Here is a 19,515-nt window from a genome sequence, read left to right on the forward strand (position 1 = left end):
GCGCGACCGGGGCCGGAGCGGGCGCCGGAGTCGGCGCGGTCGCAGGCAATTGCGCCGTGGCCGCTGCAGCGGCGGCGGCCTCAGGCGAGAATTTCGGCGGATCAAGTAACAGGCTGTACTCACGCAGCAGGCGACCGTTGGGCCACAGCACCTGCACGAGGAACTTCACATAGGGTTCGCGCACCGCCCGGGAGGAGGTTATGCGCAACACGCTCTTGCCATTGGCGTTGATCACCGGGGTGAACGTCAGGTCATTGAGAAATGCCTGCCGGGCAATGCCCGCCTGAGCGAAATCAGCTGTGGTCGCCAGACTCGGCACCACCTGTCCGGCGCTGAGGCCTGCGGCATCCTTGAGCTCGATTTCAGCCACCAACGGCTGATTCAGGGTCGACTTGACCGACAATTCCCCGAGCCCCAGCGCGTGCGCCATACCTGATGACAGCGCTGAAGCCGCGGCGATTGCTAATACCAGTTTACGAACCTGAACCATAGCCCATCCCTTGTTCAAAATTTCCCCGGCAGCCGAGGAGGTAAATCCTGCTAGTGGGTGTCAAGCTAGAATGATTCTACAAATTGTTGCCAAGTATCTTTTACACATAGCCTTTTATCAACAATTCGGCGAGCTGCACAGCGTTTAGAGCCGCACCTTTGCGAACATTATCAGACGCAAGCCACAAATTAAGCTGCGCAACGTCATCGATACCCGCGCGAACGCGCCCCACATACACCACGTCCTGGCCGACGGCATCACCCACCGCAGTCGGATAATCCCCCGCTTCGACCAGTTCGATGCCCGGTGCAGCCTCGAGCGCAGCGTTCACCGCAGGCAGGTCGACGGCGGCCGCCGACTGCACCGAAACAGCAAAGCTGTCACCAAAGAATACCGGCGCCTGAATGCAGGACACAGAAACCTTCAGTAAAGGCAGTGCCAGCAACTCGCGCAACTCCGCAACCAGACGTTTTTCCAGCGACACATGCCCCTGCTCGTCCGGAGTACCCACCTGAGCCAGCAGATTAAAAGCCATTTGCCGGTCAAAGAAGCGCGGCTCAAGGGGACGGACATTCAACAGCTCAGTGGTTTGCCGGGCCAGCTCCGATATCCCTTCGCGCCCCTGACTGGAGACCGCCAGGCACGCCGTGACGCTAATGAACTGAATATCCAGCAGATCACGCAACGGCGCCAAAGCCATGGCCACCGCAATCGCCGACGCGCTGGGACTGGCGACCTGTGCTGGCTTGGTCAGGGCAGACAGGCGCCCGGCGTTGACTTCCGGGACCAGGTTCGGCGCCTGGGCTACCGGCAAGGCGCCCGACAGGTCAATGACTGCGCACCCCGCCGCCGTGGCTCGTTCAACATAACTACGACTGATTGCCGGGCCTGCGGCAAAGAACGCCAGGCCGACCTTGCTGAAATCGAACTCGTTGACTTCACGCACCCGCACATTCTTGCCGCGATACGGCACGGACTGGCCAGCGGACTCGATGCTGGCCAGCAAATGCAGCTGGCCCACCGGAAAATCACGCTCTTCAAGAATCTGCACGATGTTTTCGCCGACAGTACCGGTGGCGCCGATCACGGCGATATCAAAGGACTGGCTCATGCAAAAACCTCAGGAAAAACAGGGAGCGGCACTTTACTCGCCAGATCACAGGCAGGCAATCGAGGCGTGGTCATCCCGGCCGGCCCCGGACTCATCAAGGTTCAAGCCCGATCGGGAAAAATTCGCCGTGGCTCCAGACACCCAGCCAGTGCTGCCCGTCGATTTCCCGGGAAACCGCCAGCTCGACCAGTTGGTAGAACACGTTGCGATGAATAAGCGCCTCCAGATTGGCACGCACATGAATATAGGGTGCGGGCTCCTGGGTCTGGGGATCGGTGATAACGCGCAGCGGATGCTCGGCGCCCGCCTCGGTCAGATCCTCGACATTGGTGGTAAAGCGCAACACTTGCTGCTCGCCCTGCCCTTGCACTTCAAGGCTGACCGCGACGAAAGGCGCGTCATCAACCTGGATGCGCACTTTTTCCACGGGAGTAATCAGGAAATAGTCATCGTCGTCGCGACGCATGATGGTAGAGAACAGCCGCACCATGGGTTTACGGCCAATCGGCGTACCCAGGTAGTACCAGGTGCCGTCGCGGGCAATACGCATGTCGATATCGCCGCAGAAATCCGGGTTCCACAAATGCACGGGCGGCAGCCCTTTGGACTTGGGAATTTGTGCGAACAGATCGTTGGCCTTGCCCGGACCAGTCATGCCTGACTCCTATCAATATTTCGAACAAGCAAATATCTCTGTAGGAGCTGCCGAAGGCTGCGAATGGATTTACCTGACACTCCGCTTTCGCAGCCTTCGGCAGCTCCTACAAAATTCATTCCACGTCAAAGAATACCTGTCGACTGGGTTATTTGCTCATACCCAGCAACATTCGAGCGTAATCCTCCAATGGCGGAATAAGCAAATCCTCGGGGGCGGTGTTGTGCAACGTCAGCAATCCGCCACGGGCATGGATACGGGCGCTGTCGATCAGATAGCGGGTACCGGTCTCGATCACCATCAGTTGGATCACGCCGCTGTCGATACCCAGGCGATCCAGGGCTTCCTGGTCGGACCACTCGTCAAAATTGCCGATACGGTCATCGGATTTGGCAAAGCGTGTGTACAACAGATAATGCGCACCGGCTGCCCGTGCCTGGGTCATCGCCTCCTCCAGGCCCATGGGCCCCGGGGCACGACGGACCATCGGGAAATACTCGACGAAGCCGTCGAAGGCTTCTTCGGCAATCACATTGGGACGTGGGTAGTTGACGCCTTTGGGCACGAAATTGCCCTGGGCGATGTAAATAAAGGAGTCCGGCTGCAGGCGCAGGTTGTTGATGCGATGGGTATCGCTGTGATCGAGCAAGCCCGCGTCACTGAACTGATCGCGGGTGCCTTCAGCCATATCGCTGACACTCATGCAACCGCTCAACGCCAGAAGCGCCAGCACTAAAACCAGGCTACGCATTATCCCCTCCAAGTACCGGTGACGGAAAACCGGCGAATAGCCTGCTAATGCAGCTTCCGCGCCATCTCTGCGCAGAAGCTCGAATCGCGCTTGTAACAGCAGATGATCAACCGCCGATGATCTTCATCACCGTCGCGCCGCCGGAGAACGCCACATCCTGTTTGTCCCCCAAAGCCTTGACCAACAGACGCTGCAAGGCAGGCAAGGCCTGATGTCGCGGCTTGTCGAGCAAATCGCCGACGTAGTGTCGATTGCTGGAAGACAGGCAACCGTGCAGCCAACCGGTGGATGACAGACGCAGGCGTGAGCAGGTCCGGCAAAACGGCACGCTTTCGTTGGCGATCACGCCGAAAAATCCTTGGCCTGGAATCTGGTAACGCACCGCAGTGGCATCAATGGGTGCCTGGGCTTGCAGGTATTCGTAGCGTTCGCCGATCAACGCCAGCAGTTGTTGCAGGCTGACGAACTGCTGCAGGAAGGCATTGGAGTCGCTGGCCAGATGGCCCATGCGCATCAATTCGATAAAACGCAGCTCGTAACCCCGTTCGAGGCAGTAATCGAGCAAGGGCATGACCTGGTCCAGGTTCTGCCCCCGCAACGGCACCATATTGACCTTGATCTTCAGGCCCGCCGCCCGCGCCTGCTCCATGCCATCAAGGACGGTCGCGAGATCGCCGCCACGGGCAATGCGCCGGAACGCATCGGGATCAAGGGTATCGAGGGAGACATTCAACCGACGGATGCCGGCCGCCAGCAGGATCGGCAGCTTGCGGGCCAGCAATTGGCCATTGGTCGTCAGGCTGATGTCCGCCAGGCCCAGGCTGCCGACCTGAGTCATGAAAGGTTCCAGGCGCGGGCTGACCAGGGGCTCACCGCCGGTAATCCGCAAGCGTTCGATGCCAGCCGCCTCGATCAGATAAGCCACGCCACGGGCCAGCGCGTCCGCCGAGAGTTCATTCTGGGCAGCCACCAGCCGCTTGCCGTCGGGCACACAGTAGGTACAGGCGTAGTTACAGGCTGACGTCAGGCTGATTCGCAGATTGCGAAAACGTCGGCCCTGGCGATCGACGATCATGGGCGACTCCGGAGGGCGGAAAGCCTGAGTATATTCCTCGGAGATGGCGCGCGGCATCGTTTAGCGCACGCCATCACGCAGGCGAATGCGTCAACTGTCGCTGGCAGTCGGGCCCGCGTCGGTAATCGCCTCGGGGTCACGCTTGCGCTTGTTACCCATGCGCACGCCGATATCCATCAGGAACTGGAAGAAGCCTTCCTGATCTTCCAGCACATTGCTCCAGAACGGCGAGTGATACAGCGCCACCGCACCGTGGACCAGGGCCCAGGCGGCGCAATAGTGGAAGTACGGCGGGACGTCTTCGAGCTTGCCTTCGGTGATGCGCCCCTTGATCAGCAGGGTCAGGTGTTCGAAGTTAGAGGCACGGATCTTGTGCAGCTCGCCGACCATTTCCGGCACCTGGTTGCCCTTGACCACCTTCTCTTCCAGACGATCGAAGAGGCGATAACGCTGCGGATCACGCATGCGGAATTCGAAATAGGCTCGCGACAGCGATTCGCGGTCCTTGTCGACATCGGCAGACAGCAGGAGCTCGTTCAAATCACGCTCGTAGTCGAGCATCAGGCGCAGATAGATTTCCGCCTTGGATTTGAAGTGCTTGTAGATGGTGCCTTTGCCGATACCCACGGCATCCGCAATCATCTCGACGGTGACACTGTCTTCACCCTGATCGAGAAACAGCTTGAGTGCGGTGTCGAGAATTTCCTGCTCGCGGCGACGAAACTCACGGACCTTGCGAGGTTCTTTCTGCATAAGGAGGTCTGTCGGGGTCAAAATCGAAGCCGAGTATTATGCCTAACTTGCGACAAATTGCACGGATCATCCGACCATATCGCGTCATTCTGCGGTTTTCTGTAGAAGCCGGCTTACTGGCGACAGCAAGCCTTCAGGCGACAGGCTCGTTGACTCGGCCGACATTATCGCCAGCAAGCCGGCCCCCTACAGAATCTCATTCCAATTCAGAGACGTGCGTCAGATTTACGAAGTGCCGAGTCAACTCGACCGTAGCAACAGGCACTCAATCCTGGCTTTGCTATTCCAAATCTGTTTAAAAAACGTACAAACAGACACTGGACGCCAGCCAATACTGGCCAATACTTGAATCGTTGGCGTGGCATATCCCCCAAATGACGCGCCAGTAAAGGTGCCAATGGATAGCGTACCTTTGTTTTACTCCTAATGGTCTTAACCCGGATTCACCCCCCAGAACCCGGGTTTTTTTTGCCTGCGATTTAACGCGAGGCGCCGACCCGGGCCTGCGGGAAGAGTCTGCGGAAGTTTTCCGTGGTCTGCCGGGCAAAGGCGTCATAGCTTTCGCCGCGCAACATGGCCAGGAACTCGGCGACCTCGCGCACGTACTGCGGCAGGTTCGGCTTGCCGCGATAGGGGATCGGCGCCAGGTAAGGCGAATCGGTTTCCACCAGCAGACGATCGGCAGGCACTTGGCGCGCCACATCGCGCAGCGCATCGGCATTGCGGAAGGTAACGATGCCGGACAGGGAGATATAGAAGCCCAGGTCGAGGGCCGCCCTGGCCATGTCCCAGTCTTCGGTGAAACAGTGCAGCACCCCGCCCTGGGGCAAGGCCGCTTCACGCAGCAGCTGCAGAGTATCGGCGCGGGCGCCACGGGTATGCACAATGACCGGCTTGCCGGTGATATTCGCTGCCTGCAAATGCAGACGGAAGGATTGCTGCTGGACGTCGGCGGCTTCCGGCTCGTAGTGGTAATCCAGGCCGGTCTCGCCGATGGCCACTACTCGCGGGTGATCAAGCTCGTGAAGCAGCCAGTCCAGCGCCGGAGCGCCCTGGGGCTGTACGTCCAGCGGGTGAATGCCCACCGAACAGTCCACGTCGTCATAGCGATCGGCCAAAGCGCGGACCGCAGCGGCATTGTCGGCACTGACGCCGATGCACAGAAAGTGTCCGACACCCCTGGCCCGGGCGGCCTCAAGGGCGCTGTCGAGAGAACCTGAGTGCTGGGCGAGGTCGAGGCGGTCGAGGTGACAATGGGAATCTACAAGCATGGGGGTATAGGCAACTACATCGTATGAGTGGGACGGTCGGACTTGAGGGCGCCCGCCAGATAGGTTTCGATCATGGTTCGGGCGGTATTGTCGCCGTCGTTGAACTGCACGCCGACACCGGCAGCGCGGTTGCCCTGGGCGCCACGCGGGGTTATCCAGGTAACCTTGCCTGCGACCGGAATCTTTTCCGGCTCATCCATCAGGTTGAGCAACATGAACACTTCGTCACCGAGCTTGTAGCTTTTGCTGGTGGGGATAAACAGACCGCCGTTCTTGATAAATGGCATATAGGCAGCGTAGAGCACAGACTTGTCCTTGATGGTCAGGGACAAAATGCCGTTACGAGGACCGGAATTCAGCGGCAGGCTCATGACATCTCCTTTGGGTGTTCCGAATGTCTCTACAACACAATCTGGTAATTTTTAACGCAATTGCGTAGCAACCGGCTTGCTGGCGATGGCGTCGGATCAGTCAGCGACGCTATTGCAAGTACTTCGCACTTGATCGCCAAGGTGCGGCAACCCGGTTAAATTGTCCACGCCAATGGCTGGAGTCTACCCTTGTCCCGGCAGGCCTGCCCACTGCACCAACAATGCCTCCAACAGCAGAACACGATTGAGGTTGGCCTTGGACATGACCTTCTGTCGCTGAGCGAGCACCCAGTCCTGCATCGCCAGCACCTTGTCCTGGGGCGTTTTCTGCGCAAGGTATTGCACCACCTTGCGCATATCCGACAGCCCAAGGCCCTCTTCATCCCGGGTCAATTGATAACGCAGGATCAGGTTCGACCAGTCGCAGAACCAGTCGAACAGCAATAGCAAGGGAATATCTTTCCAGGCACTTTCGGCCAATTGAGTCGGCGATTGCTGTTGCTTGATCAACTTCTTCACCCCATCCACCACCAAGGCACGCTGTTCGCGAACGCCCTGGGCATGCAGGCTGACAGCCATCAATGGCGAACCGGCGGCCAGGCTTAGCAATTCAACACGCTCTTCCAGGGCACATTCCGGCAGCGCCTGTTCCAGCCAGCGCAGGCTCATGGCTTCGCTGGGCAGCGGGCAGGCCTGCTGCACGCAGCGACTCTTGACCGTCGGCAGCAAACGGCTGGGCTGATGGCTGACCAATAGCAGAACAGTATTACCGGACGGCTCTTCGAGGCTTTTCAGCAAGGCGTTGGCGGCGTTGATATTCATCGCCTCCACCGGCTCGACCAGCACCACCTTGCGTCCGCCCATCTGAGCGGTCTGCACGATAAAGCTGACCAGATCGCGCACCTGATCGACCTTGATGCCCTTGTCCGCCTCTTCCGGCTCCAGCACGTAGTTGTCCGGGTGACTGCCCGCCGCCAATAACATGCATGACTTGCACTGGCCACAGGCATCCAGTCCGACCGGCTTCTGGCACAGCAGGCGAGCCATCAGGCGCTCGGCCAGCGCCCGCTTGCCGATCCCGGCAGGCCCGTGCAGCAGGTAGGCATGGGCATGCTGGGCACGACCGGCCATCTGCTGCCAGAGCGAATCCTGCCAGGGGTAGGCTTCAGCCACGGTAAAGCTCCAGCAGGTCAGGCAGCAGGCTATCCAGGGATTGCTGTACTTCAGGCAGTGACAATGCTGCGTCTACCAGACGATAGCGTTGCGGCTCAGCGGCGGCGCGTTGCAGATAGGTGCTGCGCACGGCATCGAAGAACGCCCGGCCTTCCTGCTCGAAACGATCCAGGCGACCACGGGCACTGGCCCGCGCCAGGCCCACTTCCACCGGCAGGTCGAAGACCAGGGTCAGGTGCGGACGCAAAGCGCCCTGAACGAAGCTTTCCAGCGTGGCAATACGCTCGAAGGACAGGCCGCGACCGCCGCCCTGATAGGCGTAGGTGGCATCGGTAAAACGATCACAGAGCACCACCGCACCCCGGGCCAGGGCCGGCTTGATCACTTCGGCCAGGTGCTGGGCGCGGGCGGCAAACACCAGCAGCAGCTCGGTATCTGCGCTCATGGCTTCCTCGCTGGGTGCCAGCAACAGTTCGCGAATGCGCTCGGCCAGCGGGGTACCGCCGGGCTCCCGGGTCAGGACCACATCGATACCCTGGGCGCGCAGTTGCGCCGCCAGGTACTCGCGATTGGTGCTTTTACCGGCCCCTTCCGGGCCTTCGAGGGTGATAAACAGGCCGGTCACAGGCAATCCTTGGTCAAATTCATTGCGGGCTGGCCTCGCTCGGTTGTGCCGGCACGGCAGGATCGACAGGCGGCACGGGGGCGTTGGCGGGCTCGGCAGCCGGCGCAGGCGCATCGGTTGTCGGTGCCGATATCGGTGCCGGACTGGAACGGTAGTCAGCGCGGCGCTTGAGCTGAAACTCACGAACCGCCGCGTTATGGGCGTCCAGATCAGCGGAGAAGACATGGCTGCCATCGCCACGGGCGACAAAATACAGGCTGTTACCCGGTGCCGGGTTAAGCGCGGCATGAATCGCCTCGCGACCGACCATGGCAATCGGTGTCGGCGGCAGGCCAGCATTCACATAGGTGTTATAGGGCGTGGCTTCCTTGAGGAATGCCTTGGTCAGCTTGCCGTTATAACGCTCACCCAGGCCGTAGATCACCGTCGGGTCGGTCTGCAGCAGCATGTTCAGTTGCAGTCTGCGCACGAAGACCCCGGCAATCTTGCCGCGCTCGTAAGGCACGCCGGTTTCCTTCTCGATCAGCGAGGCCATGGTCAAGGCCTGATAGGGATCGACATAAGGCACATCGGCGGCACGCATGTTCCATTCCTCTTCCAGCACATCATCGAGGCGATTGAACGCTCGCTTGAGCAGCTCGGCATCGCTGACGCCACGCACGTAACGGTAGGTATCAGGGAAGAACCGCCCTTCAGGGAACACACCCGGATGACCGAGTTTGGTCATCAGCTCGCTGTCACTCAAGCCAACCAGGGTCTGACCGAGCTTGGGCTGCTTGGCCAAGGCCGCGCGAACCTGACGGAAATTCCAGCCTTCGACCAGGGTCAGGCTGTACTGCACCACTTCCCCGCGCTTCCACAAGCCAAGCAAGGCCTCGATATCCATGCCCGGCGTCATGCGGTATTCACCGGTATGGAAAGACTGCCCGGCCAGGTTGAAGCGCCAGTACAGGCGCAGCCAGAAGGCATCCTTGATGACGCCATCGGTTTCCATGCGATTGAGCACGCCGCCCGGCGTCGAACCGGCGGGCACGTCGAGCAATTGCTCTTCAGTCACTTTCAAGGGTTGATGCAGTGCCTGATTGACCTGCCAGACAGACAGGCCCACGCCCAGGCCGACGACGACCAAGGCAATTTCCAGCAACACCAAGAGTTTTCGGATCACAAATCAGATATCCAGAAGTGCACGAGCAATGCCCTGTAGTTTACGAGTGAGCGGACCGACCGGCCAGCTCAGTCGCTCATGACCAATCACCGGCCAGATGCCATAGACGCTGTTGCACAGAAACACTTCGTCGGCCGCTGCAAGGTCGGACAACGCCAGATCGCGGATGTCCGTGACCACCCCCAGCTTGTCGGCCTGATCGAGCAGCTCGGCGCGCATCACGCCAGCGACGCCGCAGTGACTCAGGTCAGCGGTCAGCAGACGGCCATCACGGACGAGAAACAGATTGCTGTAGACCCCTTCGATCACCCGGTCGTCGGTGTCGCACATCAGCCCTTCGGCATGCTCGCTGTCCTGCCATTCGCCACGGGCCAGGACCTGCTCCAGGCGATTCAGATGCTTGAGCCCCGCCAGCAGCGGTTGCCGGGCCAGACGAGTACGACAGGCGAAAAGGCGAACGCCGTCCTGAGCGTGGGCAAGCGGGTAAGACGGAGTCGGGCCACCCTGCAGGATACGACGCGATTGCGCGTCAGCTGGCGGTGCGTATCCGCGCTGGCCGTCACCGCGGGTCAGAATCAGCTTCATTACACCCTCGCCCATCTGCCCGGCGAAGCGCGATGACTCGTCAACGATCCGTTCACGATCGAAGACCATGCCCAGACGCTGACAGCCCAGCTCAAGGCGCTGCAGATGGCGCTCGAACAATGACGGTCGACCTGACCTGACGCCGATGGTCTCGAACAGACCATCGCCGTAAGCCAGCCCTCGATCCTTGACCGACAAGGCGTCGGCAGGACGGCCGTCGATCCAGCTCGACATCACCCGGCGAACCGGCGGAACACCAGAGAACCGTTGGTCCCGCCAAAACCGAAGGAGTTGGAGATGACCACATCAATCGGCATCTTGCGCGCCTCGTGGGGCACGAAATCCAGATCGCAGCCTTCGTCCGGCTCATCGAGGTTGATGGTCGGCGGCGCCACCTGATCATTGATCGCCAGGATACTGATGATGGCCTCTACCGCACCGGCAGCTCCCAGCAGGTGACCGGTCATGGACTTGGTCGAACTCACCGCCAGCTGGTAGGCGTGCTCGCCGAACACGGCCTTGATCGCCGAGGCTTCCGCCAGGTCACCGGCCGGAGTCGAAGTACCGTGGGCGTTGATGTACTGAACCTGATCAAGATTGAGCCTGGCATCGCGCATGGCGTTGGTGATGCAACGGGCAGCACCGGCGCCATCTTCCGGCGGCGAAGTCATGTGGTAGGCGTCGCCGCTCATGCCGAAACCGATCAGTTCAGCGTAAATGGTCGCGCCGCGGGCCTTGGCGTGTTCCAGCTCTTCGAGAACCAGGGCACCGGCACCGTCGGACAGGACAAAGCCGTCACGGCCCTTGTCCCAAGGGCGACTGGCGCGGGCCGGATCGTCATTGCGGGTCGACAGGGCACGGGAAGCACCGAAGCCGCCCATGCCCAGGCCGCAGGCGGCCATTTCAGCCCCCCCGGCAATCATCACGTCGGCTTCGCCGTAGGCGATATTGCGTGCAGCCATGCCAATGCAATGCGTGCCCGTCGTACAGGCCGTTGCGATGGCATAGTTAGGTCCCTGTACCCCCAGATGGATCGACAGGAAACCGGAAATCATGTTGATGATCGAGCCCGGCACGAAGAACGGCGAAATACGTCCCGGCCCCTGCTCGTGCAGCGTACGGCTGCTGTTTTCGATATTGGTCAGGCCACCGATCCCCGAACCCATGGCAACGCCAATGCGGTCACGGTTCTCATCGGTGACTTCCAGACCGGCGTTGCGCACCGCCTGAAAGCTAGCGGCCAGGCCGTACTGGATGAAGAGGTCGAGCCGGCGGGCCTCTTTGGGCGCCAGGTACTCTTCAACGTTGAACCCTTTGATCGAACCGCCGAAACGGGTGCTGTAAGCCGAAAGGTCTGTGTGCTCGATCAGGCCAATGCCACTGCGGCCAGCCAGAATGCCTTGCCAGGTGCTTGGCACATCTGTACCCAACGGCGTCAGCATACCCATACCGGTGACCACGACACGTCTACGCGACACAGGACTCTCCTTTTCTCTTATTGACGACACGAAGCATCGTTTTTAAAGAAAAAACCGCACGCCGGTGAAGGCAGTGCGGTTTTTCCACGACAGCAAGCAACGATTACAAACTATTACGCCTGGTGGGCAGTAACGTAATCGATAGCAGCTTGAACGGTGGTGATCTTCTCGGCTTCCTCGTCAGGGATTTCAGTCTCGAATTCCTCTTCCAGAGCCATTACCAGCTCAACGGTATCGAGGGAGTCAGCGCCCAGGTCTTCAACAAACGAAGCAGTGTTGACGACTTCTTCAGATTTGACGCCAAGTTGCTCGGAAACGATTTTCTTGACGCGCTCTTCGATGGTGCTCATACCGTATTTAAACTCCTAGTGGACAAATTCAGGCGGCTGGCCGGTGGGTAAGTGTATAGAAGACGTTTTACGCTTTTCAAGCAAAACGCTTCGGCCTTCGACTCCACCGGCCTGCCGCCTATTAAAAGATTGCAGCTTTATAACGGATTTTCAGACAGCTCGTATGACATTTTTTCGCAGCGAACAGTCACATTCAGCTCATGTACATCCCGCCGTTGACTGGGATTGTAGCCCCGGTCACGTAGCCTGCACCCTCGGAAGCGAGAAAAGCGACCACGTTGGCGATCTCTTGCGCCTGACCCAGACGACCCAGTGGTATCTGGGTCAACAGGGCCTCGCGCTGGGCTTCGGGCAACTCACGAGTCATATCGGTATCGATGAAACCTGGTGTTACAGAGTTCACGGTAACGGCACGCGAACCCACTTCACGGGCCAGGGCACGACTGAAACCTTCCAGACCGGCCTTGGCGGCTGCGTAGTTTACTTGGCCTGCGTTGCCCATGGCACCTACCACGGAGCCGATACTGATGATTCGGCCCCAGCGAGCCTTGGTCATACCGCGCAAAACGCCCTTGGACAGGCGGAACAGACTGTTCAGGTTGGTATTGACGACGTCATGCCATTCGTCGTCCTTCATGCGCATCATCAGGTTATCGCGAGTGATACCGGCGTTATTGACCAGAATCAGCGGTACGCCGACACGCTCTTGAATGGTCGACAGAGTGGCGTCGACGGAGGCTGCGTCGCACACGTCCAGCATCAGGCCGAAGCCTTCGATGCCGTTTTCCTTGAAGGTGGCGCTGATACGTTCCGCACCGGCTTCAGAGGTGGCCGTACCAACGACCACGGCACCATTGCGACCCAGCTCCAGGGCGATGGCTTGACCGATACCACGGCTGGCGCCGGTAACCAGTGCAACTTTACCTTGCAGGCTCATGCAGGCTTCTCCTAATCAGGCCAGTGCCGCACGGGTGGCGGCAACGGCGTCTGGGGTATTGAGGTTGAAAGTCGCCACACCATCGGCGCAGCGCTTGTTAAGACCGGCCAGCACCTTGCCGGGACCGCATTCGACCAGTTGAGTCGCACCATTGGCCGCCAGACACTGCACGGACTCGACCCAGCGCACTGGCTTGTACAGCTGTTGCAGCAGATCGCTCTTGAGGGTGTCCAGATCGCCAGCGATCGCGGCGCTGACGTTCTGCACCAGGGGAATCTGCGGCGCCTGCCAGTCAATCGCATTGACGGCTTCGGCGAATCGCTCGGCGGCAGGACGCATCAGCTCGCAATGGGACGGCACGCTGACCGGCAACGGCAGCGCGCGCTTGGCGCCCTTGGCCTTGCACAGCTCCATGGCGCGCTCGACAGCGGCGGCTTGCCCTGCAATCACCACCTGACCTGGGGAGTTGAAGTTGACCGCGCTGACGACATCGCCCTGGGCCGCTTCGGCGCAGGCTTCAATGACCACGGCATCGTCCAGACCGAGAATCGCGGCCATGCCGCCCTGCCCGGCCGGTACGGCTTCCTGCATCAACTGACCACGACGCTCGACCAGTTTGACGGCATCAGCCAGGCTCAAGCTGCCCGCTGCAACCAGAGCGCTATATTCGCCCAGGCTGTGCCCGGCGACATAGGCCGGACGCGCGCCACCCTCGGCCAGCCACAGGCGCCAGAGCGCAATGGAGGCGGTAAGGATAGCCGGCTGGGTCTTGTCGGTCTGGTTGAGCTGCTCTTCCGGACCTTGCTGGGTCAGCGCCCAGAGATCGTAGCCGAGGGCGGCGGACGCCTCTTTGAAGGTGTCGATGATCAACGGGTATTGGGCGCCCAGCTCGGCAAGCATGCCGAGGGACTGCGATCCTTGACCCGGAAAGACGAATGCGAGGGATGCAGACATGTAACAAGCCCCTGAATTATTGGTCGTCGAAATGAACGCCCGGCAAGGCCGGACGCAAGAATTCTAAGTTGCGTGACTGCCCAGTTGGATGACTGGCCGGTCAGCAGCGTCACATTTTAGCCTCAAGCCCGCCAATACGGGCTACAGCACCCCATCAAGACGACCATGCAACCGCCGTGGCAGATCTTCCTGGATTTCGATCAGCGCGCGCTGGATCGCGCTCTGCAAGCCCTGCGCGCCAGCTGAACCATGACTCTTGACCACGATACCCTGCAGGCCCAGCAGGCTCGCGCCGTTATGCCGGGCCGGCGCCAGGTCGGCACGCAGGCGGCGGAACAACGGCAGCGCGAGCACACCAACAGCGCGGGATAACAGGTTCTGTCGGAACATTGCGTCAATTCGCCCGGCGATCATGGTCGCCAGACCTTCGCTGGACTTGAGCAGGATATTGCCGACAAAACCATCGCACACCACCACATCCGCCTCGCCCCGGTAGAGCCCGTCACCTTCGATAAAGCCGATGTAGTTCAACCCGGGAGCGGCCTGCAACAGGGTGGCGGCCTGCTTGACCTGCTGATTGCCCTTGATGTCCTCGGTGCCGACATTGAGCAGCGCCACCCGCGGCCGGAGCACACCCAGCGCCTCGGCGGCGACCGAACCCATCACCGCGAACTGATAGAGGTTCTCGGCACTGCAATCGACATTCGCCCCCAGGTCCAGCAACTGACAATAGCCGCGCTGGGTGGGAATGGCCGCAACCATCGCCGGACGGTCAATACCCGGCAGGGTCTTGAGCAGGAAACGCGAGAGCACCATCAGCGCGCCGGTATTGCCGGCACTGACACAGGCCTGGGCCTGGCCATCGGCTACCAATCGCAAGGCCACCCGCATCGACGAGTCAGGCTTGCCGCGCAGGACCTGGGCCGGGCGATCGTCCATGGTCACCACTTCGCTGGCATTGACAACACGCAGGCGCGAGCGATCCACACCGGGATGGCGGGCAATCAGGTCTTCAAGGGTAGAGGAGTGACCGACAAGGGTCAGGTGAAGCGAGGGGCTTGCAGACAGGCACGCAATAGAGGCCTGAACAATGTTGCGGGGACCGAAGTCCCCGCCCATTGCGTCGATCGCGATGATCGGAGCGGACAAGAAATTACTCGTCAGCGCCCTTGTCGATCACTTTACGACCACGATATACGCCTTCTGGCGATACGTGGTGACGCAGGTGAACTTCACCAGTGGTCTTTTCTACCGACAGAGTGCTTGCCTCGAGAGCATCGTGGGAACGACGCATGTCACGGGCAGAGCGGGATTTTTTGTTCTGCTGAACAGCCATAATTGATTAACTCCTAAACGTTTGGGTCACGCTTTAACTGCGCCAATACACTGAACGGGTTGGACCGCGTTACCTCGTCCACGCTCGGTTCGGGCTCATCGAGACCCGCCGGCTGCTGGCATTCTTCCGGATGATGAGCAGGCACAATGGGCAAGGCGAGCAAAAGCTCCTCCTCGATCAATGCCAGCAGATCCAATGGATCTTCGCCCAGTTCCAGCACGTCATAACCTTGCGGTAACGACTGGGTATTCGCACCCTCCTTCACCACGGCATAACTGCACTCGCTGTGGATCGGCAGGGTGACCAGCTCAAGACAACGCTGGCAAACCATCTTGACCGAGACATCGATTTCACTGTGGATAACCACAGCGCGTCGTTCGTCACGCTCAAAAACGAATTTAGCCTGCACCGTACCGAGGTTATCGGAAAGCGGGTCGCAGAGTCTCTCCAAATCAGCCAGTAACACTTCGCCTTGAAGGCTGGTGCCACGGTCAGCTAATTTGCGCGGGTCAACGTGAGGTGGAATCGGGTCATTCAACATAGGCGCAGCATTCTAGGGATGCCCCCCTGCTCTGTCAAAGGAAATTCCGGCCAGCAACGCATGGCGTTCGCGATTAGAATCGGCCATCACTTCGATGGAGATCCGCATGCTGCCTCTGCTCCTTGCTTCCAGCTCGCCCTACCGCCGTGAATTGCTCGAACGCCTGAGCCTGCCATTCGTCTGCCAGTCGCCCGATATAGATGAAGGCAGGCATCCCGGCGAGAGCGCCATCGAGCTGGTCAAGCGCCTGTCCCGGGAGAAAACCCAGGCCCTGGCCGCCGCATACCCTGGCCATTTGATCATAGGCTCCGACCAGGTCGCCGTACTCGGCGAGCAGATCCTCGGCAAGCCTCACACCTTCGAGCGTGCCCGAGAACAACTGGCAGCGGCCAGCGGTGCCAGCGTGTCCTTCCTCACCGGCCTGACCCTGCTCAACAGCAGCACGGGCCAGAGCCAGACCGATTGCGTGCCCTTTACCGTGCACATGCGCGAGCTGAGCCGCGCCGGTATCGAACGTTACCTGCACGCCGAACAGCCCTACGACTGCGCGGGCAGCTTCAAGGCCGAAGGCCTGGGTGTGAGCCTGTTCCGCAGTACAGAAGGCAGCGACGCCACCAGCCTGATCGGCCTGCCGTTGATTCGCCTGATCGATATGCTAATAAATGAAGGCTACGCAATTCCCTGACCACTCCACAGGATCGAACCCCATAAGGGAGCGAATTCATTCGCGAAGAGCCATTTGCATCCACCCCATCCTCATCGTCTGGAATATCGCTTTCGCGAATAAATTCGCTCCCACAATCAACCTCCCCACGCTGCCAACCCAAGAACAAAAAACCCGACCAATGGTCGGGTTTTCGTTCAGCCATAACCTGAATCAGCGCAAGGACGGCCCATTGAAGCCTGCCCACATGGCAATCTGCTCGGCCACGCTGGCGCCCAGCTTCTTCGAGAAGCGGTCGAACGGCGACTCCTGCACGGTGTAGTCGACGATCTTCTTCTCGCCGATCACATCACGCGCCACCGAACTGGCGTTGCCCAGGCCATCGATCAGACCCAGAGGCAGCGCCTGCTCGCCGGTCCAGACCAGCCCGGAGAACAGCTCGGGGTGGTCCTTGTCCTTGAGACGGTCACCGCGGCCCTGCTTGACGCTGGCGATGAACTGCTTGTGGGTGGTGTCCAGCACGCTCTGCCAGAACTGGGTTTCCTCAGCCTTGGGTGGCTGGAACGGATCCAGGAAGGCCTTGTGCTCACCCGAGGTGTAGACCCGGCGATCGACGCCCAGCTTCTCCATGGTGCCGACAAAGCCGAAGGTCGCCGCAGTCACACCGATGGAGCCCACCAGGCTGGCCTTGTCGGCATAAATCTGGTCCGCCGCACTGGCAATGTAATAAGCCCCGGAAGCGCCCAGGTCAGCGATCACCGCGTAGACCTTGATATTCGGCTTCTCCGCGCGCAGGCGACGAATTTCGTCATAGACATAGCCCGACTGCACCGGGCTGCCGCCGCCACTGTTGATGCGCAGGATGATGCCCTTGGTCTTCTCGTCCTTGAACGCCTCGCGCAGGCTGCCAACGATATTGTCGGCGCTGGCCATTTCGCTGTCGGCGATCATGCCCTTGATCTCGATCAGCGCGGTATGGCTGTCCTTGCGCGAGGCGCCCTTTTCGACATCCATCAGCGGCGAGAACATGAACAGCGCGCCAATCAGATAGATAAAGGTCAGGCTCTTGAAGAAGATCCCCCAGCGCCGGGAACGACGCTGCTCCTGAATACCGGCCAGCAGGGTCTTTTCCAGAAGCTTCCAGCTCTTGGCGTCGGCCTTGCTGTCGGCGCTCTCATCGACACCTTGCGGTGCTTTCCACTCATCAGACATATTCAATCACCCCAACAACAAAGACTCAGGCGCTGCGCGCCGATAACCAGGTGCGCAGCTCATTAAAATGATCGATGGCCAGTCGCGGACCGAATTCGCGCAACGAGTCCAGGGATTGCGCCCCATACCCCACGGCCACGGAGTCCATGCCGGCATTGCGTGCCATCTGCAGATCGAAGGAAGAATCCCCGACCATCAAGGCCCGCTCAGGCGCCACGCGGCAATGTGCAAGGATTTCGTGCAGCATCAGCGGGTGCGGCTTGCTGGCGGTCTCGTCGGCGGCGCGGGTGGCGTCGAAATAATTCAGCCAACCGTTGGACCTGAGCACCCGATCCAGACCGCGACGCGCCTTGCCCGTGGCCACGGCCAGGTGATAACCCTCGGCACGGAATGCCTCGATGGACTCGGCTACCCCCTCGAACAACGGCGAAGGCACCTCATCCATGGTCATGTAGCTATTGGCATAACGCTCGCGAAACGCCACCAGGTCTCGCTGGGTGATACCGGGATACAGGGTTTCGATCGCCTCGGGCAGGCCCAGGCCGATGATGCCCTTGATCGAGACATCATCACGAATCGGCATATCTCCGGTTTGCGCCGCACTGCGCATGGCCAGAACGATACGACCGATGGAGTCGGCCAAGGTGCCGTCCCAATCGAAAATCAGCAAATCATAGTCACGGCGCACTCAGCAGTCGCTCCACAGTCTTGGCCCACATCTCATCGACCGGCGCCTCCAGCTTCAGCTCGCCACCATCGGGCAGCGGCACGGTCAGCATGTAGGCGTGCAGGAACAGGCGTTTACCGCCCAGGTCGCGAATCTCCTTGGAAAAGCCCTCTTCGCCGTACTTGGTGTCACCGGCGATACAGTGCCCGGCGTGCAGGGTGTGCACGCGAATCTGGTGGGTACGTCCGGTGACCGGCTTAGCCTCGACCATGGTGGCGAAGTCGCCGAATCGGCGCAGAACCTTGAACAGGGTCAAGGCCTCCTTGCCCTCTTCGTTAACCTCGACCATCCGCTCGCCGGAACGCAGGTTGCTCTTGAGCAGCGGCGCGCGCACCTGTTTCTGGGCGGTCGGCCAATTGCCACGGACCAGGGCCATATAGCGTTTGTCCACGCCGTCGCCGCGCAGGGCGGCGTGCAGATGACGCAACATGCTGCGTTTCTTGGCAATCATCAGCAGGCCCGAGGTATCACGGTCCAGGCGATGCACCAGCTCCAGCTCCTTGGCATCGGGGCGCAACTGCCGGAAGGCTTCGATGACCCCGAAACTCAGGCCGCTGCCGCCGTGCACGGCAATCCCGGCGGGCTTGTTGAGCACGATCAGGGCCTTGTCTTCATAGACAATCGCTGCTTCCAGGCGCTGCAACAGCCCCTGGGCGACCGGCACCGGTTCGTCGCGCTCAGGCACGCGTACCGGCGGGACACGGATGATGTCCCCGGCCTGCAACTTGTACTCGGGCTTGATCCGGCCCTTGTTCACCCGCACTTCGCCTTTGCGCAAAATGCGATAAATCAAGGTCTTGGGCACGCCTTTGAGAAAAGTGACAAGAAAGTTGTCGATTCGTTGACCGGCATATTCCGGCGCAACCTCTACCAGCTGGACGCCGGGGGTTGGAGGGGTGATATTCGTCATGGCGCAAATCATAACAATTTTTTATGGATTTGAAGCACTTAATGATTGCTGCTATAGTCGCGAACGCCGCCAAAAGCGGCCTGGACAGCGGACAAGCGGTGTGACACCGGCCCTGACCACGCAATTCACGAGGACGCGAGGCCGTCCTACGGGGCTTTCGCTGCACACTGGAAGGTCTGAAAACGTAACAAGCGCAGGTGACATGAGGCCTGAAACAGGCCCGAACGCAGAGTAGCTACTCGCCTTCGGAGCTCAATATTCAAGGCCAGTTCACAAAGTGCAGTCGCTTTCAGACGCTCCGAGCGAATGTTTCGGAAACAACGCCTTAAGCCATAGATGCGCGACCTTCCAGTGGAAGGTCGCGGTAAATGCCAACCCGCT

General features: G+C 60.1%; 23 protein-coding genes. 1 reads left to right on the top strand and 22 read right to left on the bottom strand.

The features are described from left to right. From ACCD02_RS24910 to ACCD02_RS25000, 19 genes are all read right to left on the bottom strand, one after another. Positions 1-490 (bottom strand): FimV family protein (locus ACCD02_RS24910; protein WP_413307971.1); only part of this gene is annotated, 490 nt, incomplete at its 3' end. A 100-nt stretch (positions 491-590) separates the two neighbouring features. Next, entirely contained in the window at positions 591-1,601 is a 1,011-nt protein-coding gene (locus tag ACCD02_RS24915) for an aspartate-semialdehyde dehydrogenase (RefSeq protein ID WP_413307974.1), read from the bottom strand. Positions 1,602-1,695: 94 nt separating this feature from the next. Further along, positions 1,696-2,256, bottom strand: a complete 561-nt coding sequence (locus ACCD02_RS24920) for a DUF1285 domain-containing protein (protein WP_413307977.1) — start codon at positions 2,254-2,256, stop codon at positions 1,696-1,698. 148 nt (positions 2,257-2,404) lie between these two features. Further along, complete coding sequence (locus ACCD02_RS24925) at positions 2,405-3,007, bottom strand: DUF4823 domain-containing protein (RefSeq protein WP_259099743.1); 603 nt, start codon at positions 3,005-3,007, stop codon at positions 2,405-2,407. Positions 3,008-3,113: 106 nt separating this feature from the next. Next, the gene (locus ACCD02_RS24930; RefSeq protein WP_413307980.1) at positions 3,114-4,082 is read right to left on the bottom strand and encodes a GTP 3',8-cyclase MoaA; all 969 of its coding nucleotides are present in this window, start codon (positions 4,080-4,082) and stop codon (positions 3,114-3,116) included. Between the two features lie 90 nt (positions 4,083-4,172). After that, positions 4,173-4,835 (bottom strand): TetR/AcrR family transcriptional regulator, encoded by a 663-nt coding sequence (locus ACCD02_RS24935; RefSeq protein WP_259099739.1) that lies wholly within the window; start codon positions 4,833-4,835, stop codon positions 4,173-4,175. A 479-nt stretch (positions 4,836-5,314) separates the two neighbouring features. Continuing rightward, the gene (locus ACCD02_RS24940; protein WP_413307983.1) at positions 5,315-6,106 is read right to left on the bottom strand and encodes a TatD family hydrolase; all 792 of its coding nucleotides are present in this window, start codon (positions 6,104-6,106) and stop codon (positions 5,315-5,317) included. A gap of 14 nt (positions 6,107-6,120) precedes the next feature. Next, on the bottom strand, positions 6,121-6,477 hold the full coding sequence (locus ACCD02_RS24945; RefSeq protein ID WP_259099735.1) for a PilZ domain-containing protein: 357 nt from the start codon (positions 6,475-6,477) through the stop codon (positions 6,121-6,123). A gap of 183 nt (positions 6,478-6,660) precedes the next feature. Continuing rightward, positions 6,661-7,650, bottom strand: a complete 990-nt coding sequence (locus ACCD02_RS24950; protein ID WP_413307986.1) for a DNA polymerase III subunit delta' — start codon at positions 7,648-7,650, stop codon at positions 6,661-6,663. Next, the gene (tmk, locus tag ACCD02_RS24955; RefSeq protein ID WP_413307989.1) at positions 7,643-8,275 is read right to left on the bottom strand and encodes a dTMP kinase; all 633 of its coding nucleotides are present in this window, start codon (positions 8,273-8,275) and stop codon (positions 7,643-7,645) included. The genes ACCD02_RS24950 and tmk overlap by 8 nt, the downstream gene beginning before the upstream one ends. A gap of 19 nt (positions 8,276-8,294) precedes the next feature. Beyond that, positions 8,295-9,440, bottom strand: coding sequence for an endolytic transglycosylase MltG (mltG, locus tag ACCD02_RS24960; protein WP_413307992.1), 1,146 nt, complete (start codon positions 9,438-9,440; stop codon positions 8,295-8,297). Between the two features lie 3 nt (positions 9,441-9,443). Continuing rightward, entirely contained in the window at positions 9,444-10,259 is an 816-nt protein-coding gene (pabC, locus tag ACCD02_RS24965; protein WP_413307995.1) for an aminodeoxychorismate lyase, read from the bottom strand. Then, positions 10,259-11,503 carry a beta-ketoacyl-ACP synthase II gene (fabF, locus tag ACCD02_RS24970; protein ID WP_413307997.1) on the bottom strand — a complete coding sequence of 415 codons (1,245 nt, stop codon included), beginning with the start codon at positions 11,501-11,503 and terminating at the stop codon, positions 10,259-10,261. Before fabF ends, pabC begins: the two co-directional genes overlap by 1 nt. Before the next feature lie 113 nt (positions 11,504-11,616). Then, on the bottom strand, positions 11,617-11,853 hold the full coding sequence (gene acpP, locus ACCD02_RS24975) for an acyl carrier protein (protein ID WP_413308000.1): 237 nt from the start codon (positions 11,851-11,853) through the stop codon (positions 11,617-11,619). 193 nt (positions 11,854-12,046) lie between these two features. Next, on the bottom strand, positions 12,047-12,790 hold the full coding sequence (fabG, locus tag ACCD02_RS24980; RefSeq protein WP_259099721.1) for a 3-oxoacyl-ACP reductase FabG: 744 nt from the start codon (positions 12,788-12,790) through the stop codon (positions 12,047-12,049). 15 nt (positions 12,791-12,805) lie between these two features. Then, positions 12,806-13,744: an ACP S-malonyltransferase gene (gene fabD / locus ACCD02_RS24985; RefSeq protein ID WP_413308003.1), complete on the bottom strand. Its 939-nt coding sequence runs from the start codon at positions 13,742-13,744 to the stop codon at positions 12,806-12,808. Positions 13,745-13,885: 141 nt separating this feature from the next. Beyond that, entirely contained in the window at positions 13,886-14,893 is a 1,008-nt protein-coding gene (plsX, locus tag ACCD02_RS24990; RefSeq protein WP_413308005.1) for a phosphate acyltransferase PlsX, read from the bottom strand. A gap of 4 nt (positions 14,894-14,897) precedes the next feature. Beyond that, positions 14,898-15,080, bottom strand: a complete 183-nt coding sequence (gene rpmF / locus ACCD02_RS24995; protein ID WP_003179396.1) for a 50S ribosomal protein L32 — start codon at positions 15,078-15,080, stop codon at positions 14,898-14,900. Between the two features lie 13 nt (positions 15,081-15,093). Then, positions 15,094-15,621: a YceD family protein gene (locus ACCD02_RS25000; RefSeq protein ID WP_413308007.1), complete on the bottom strand. Its 528-nt coding sequence runs from the start codon at positions 15,619-15,621 to the stop codon at positions 15,094-15,096. 106 nt (positions 15,622-15,727) lie between these two features. Here ACCD02_RS25000 and ACCD02_RS25005 point away from each other — a divergent pair, with 106 nt between their 5' ends. After that, on the top strand, positions 15,728-16,306 hold the full coding sequence (locus ACCD02_RS25005; protein ID WP_413308011.1) for a Maf family protein: 579 nt from the start codon (positions 15,728-15,730) through the stop codon (positions 16,304-16,306). A gap of 192 nt (positions 16,307-16,498) precedes the next feature. Here the strand turns inward: ACCD02_RS25005 and ACCD02_RS25010 are convergent, their stop codons facing one another. The 3 genes from ACCD02_RS25010 to rluC are packed head-to-tail and all read right to left on the bottom strand — an operon-like array spanning position 16,499 to position 19,134. Next, the gene (locus tag ACCD02_RS25010; RefSeq protein ID WP_413308015.1) at positions 16,499-17,497 is read right to left on the bottom strand and encodes a S49 family peptidase; all 999 of its coding nucleotides are present in this window, start codon (positions 17,495-17,497) and stop codon (positions 16,499-16,501) included. Between the two features lie 25 nt (positions 17,498-17,522). After that, positions 17,523-18,185 carry an HAD-IA family hydrolase gene (locus ACCD02_RS25015; protein ID WP_413308018.1) on the bottom strand — a complete coding sequence of 221 codons (663 nt, stop codon included), beginning with the start codon at positions 18,183-18,185 and terminating at the stop codon, positions 17,523-17,525. Continuing rightward, positions 18,175-19,134 (bottom strand): 23S rRNA pseudouridine(955/2504/2580) synthase RluC, encoded by a 960-nt coding sequence (gene rluC, locus ACCD02_RS25020; protein WP_259099582.1) that lies wholly within the window; start codon positions 19,132-19,134, stop codon positions 18,175-18,177. The genes ACCD02_RS25015 and rluC overlap by 11 nt, the downstream gene beginning before the upstream one ends. Between the last annotated feature and the right edge of the window lie 381 nt (positions 19,135-19,515).

The sequence above is a fragment of the Pseudomonas sp. Pseusp88 genome (assembly GCF_047303955.1).
In the GTDB taxonomy this organism is placed as follows: domain Bacteria; phylum Pseudomonadota; class Gammaproteobacteria; order Pseudomonadales; family Pseudomonadaceae; genus Aquipseudomonas.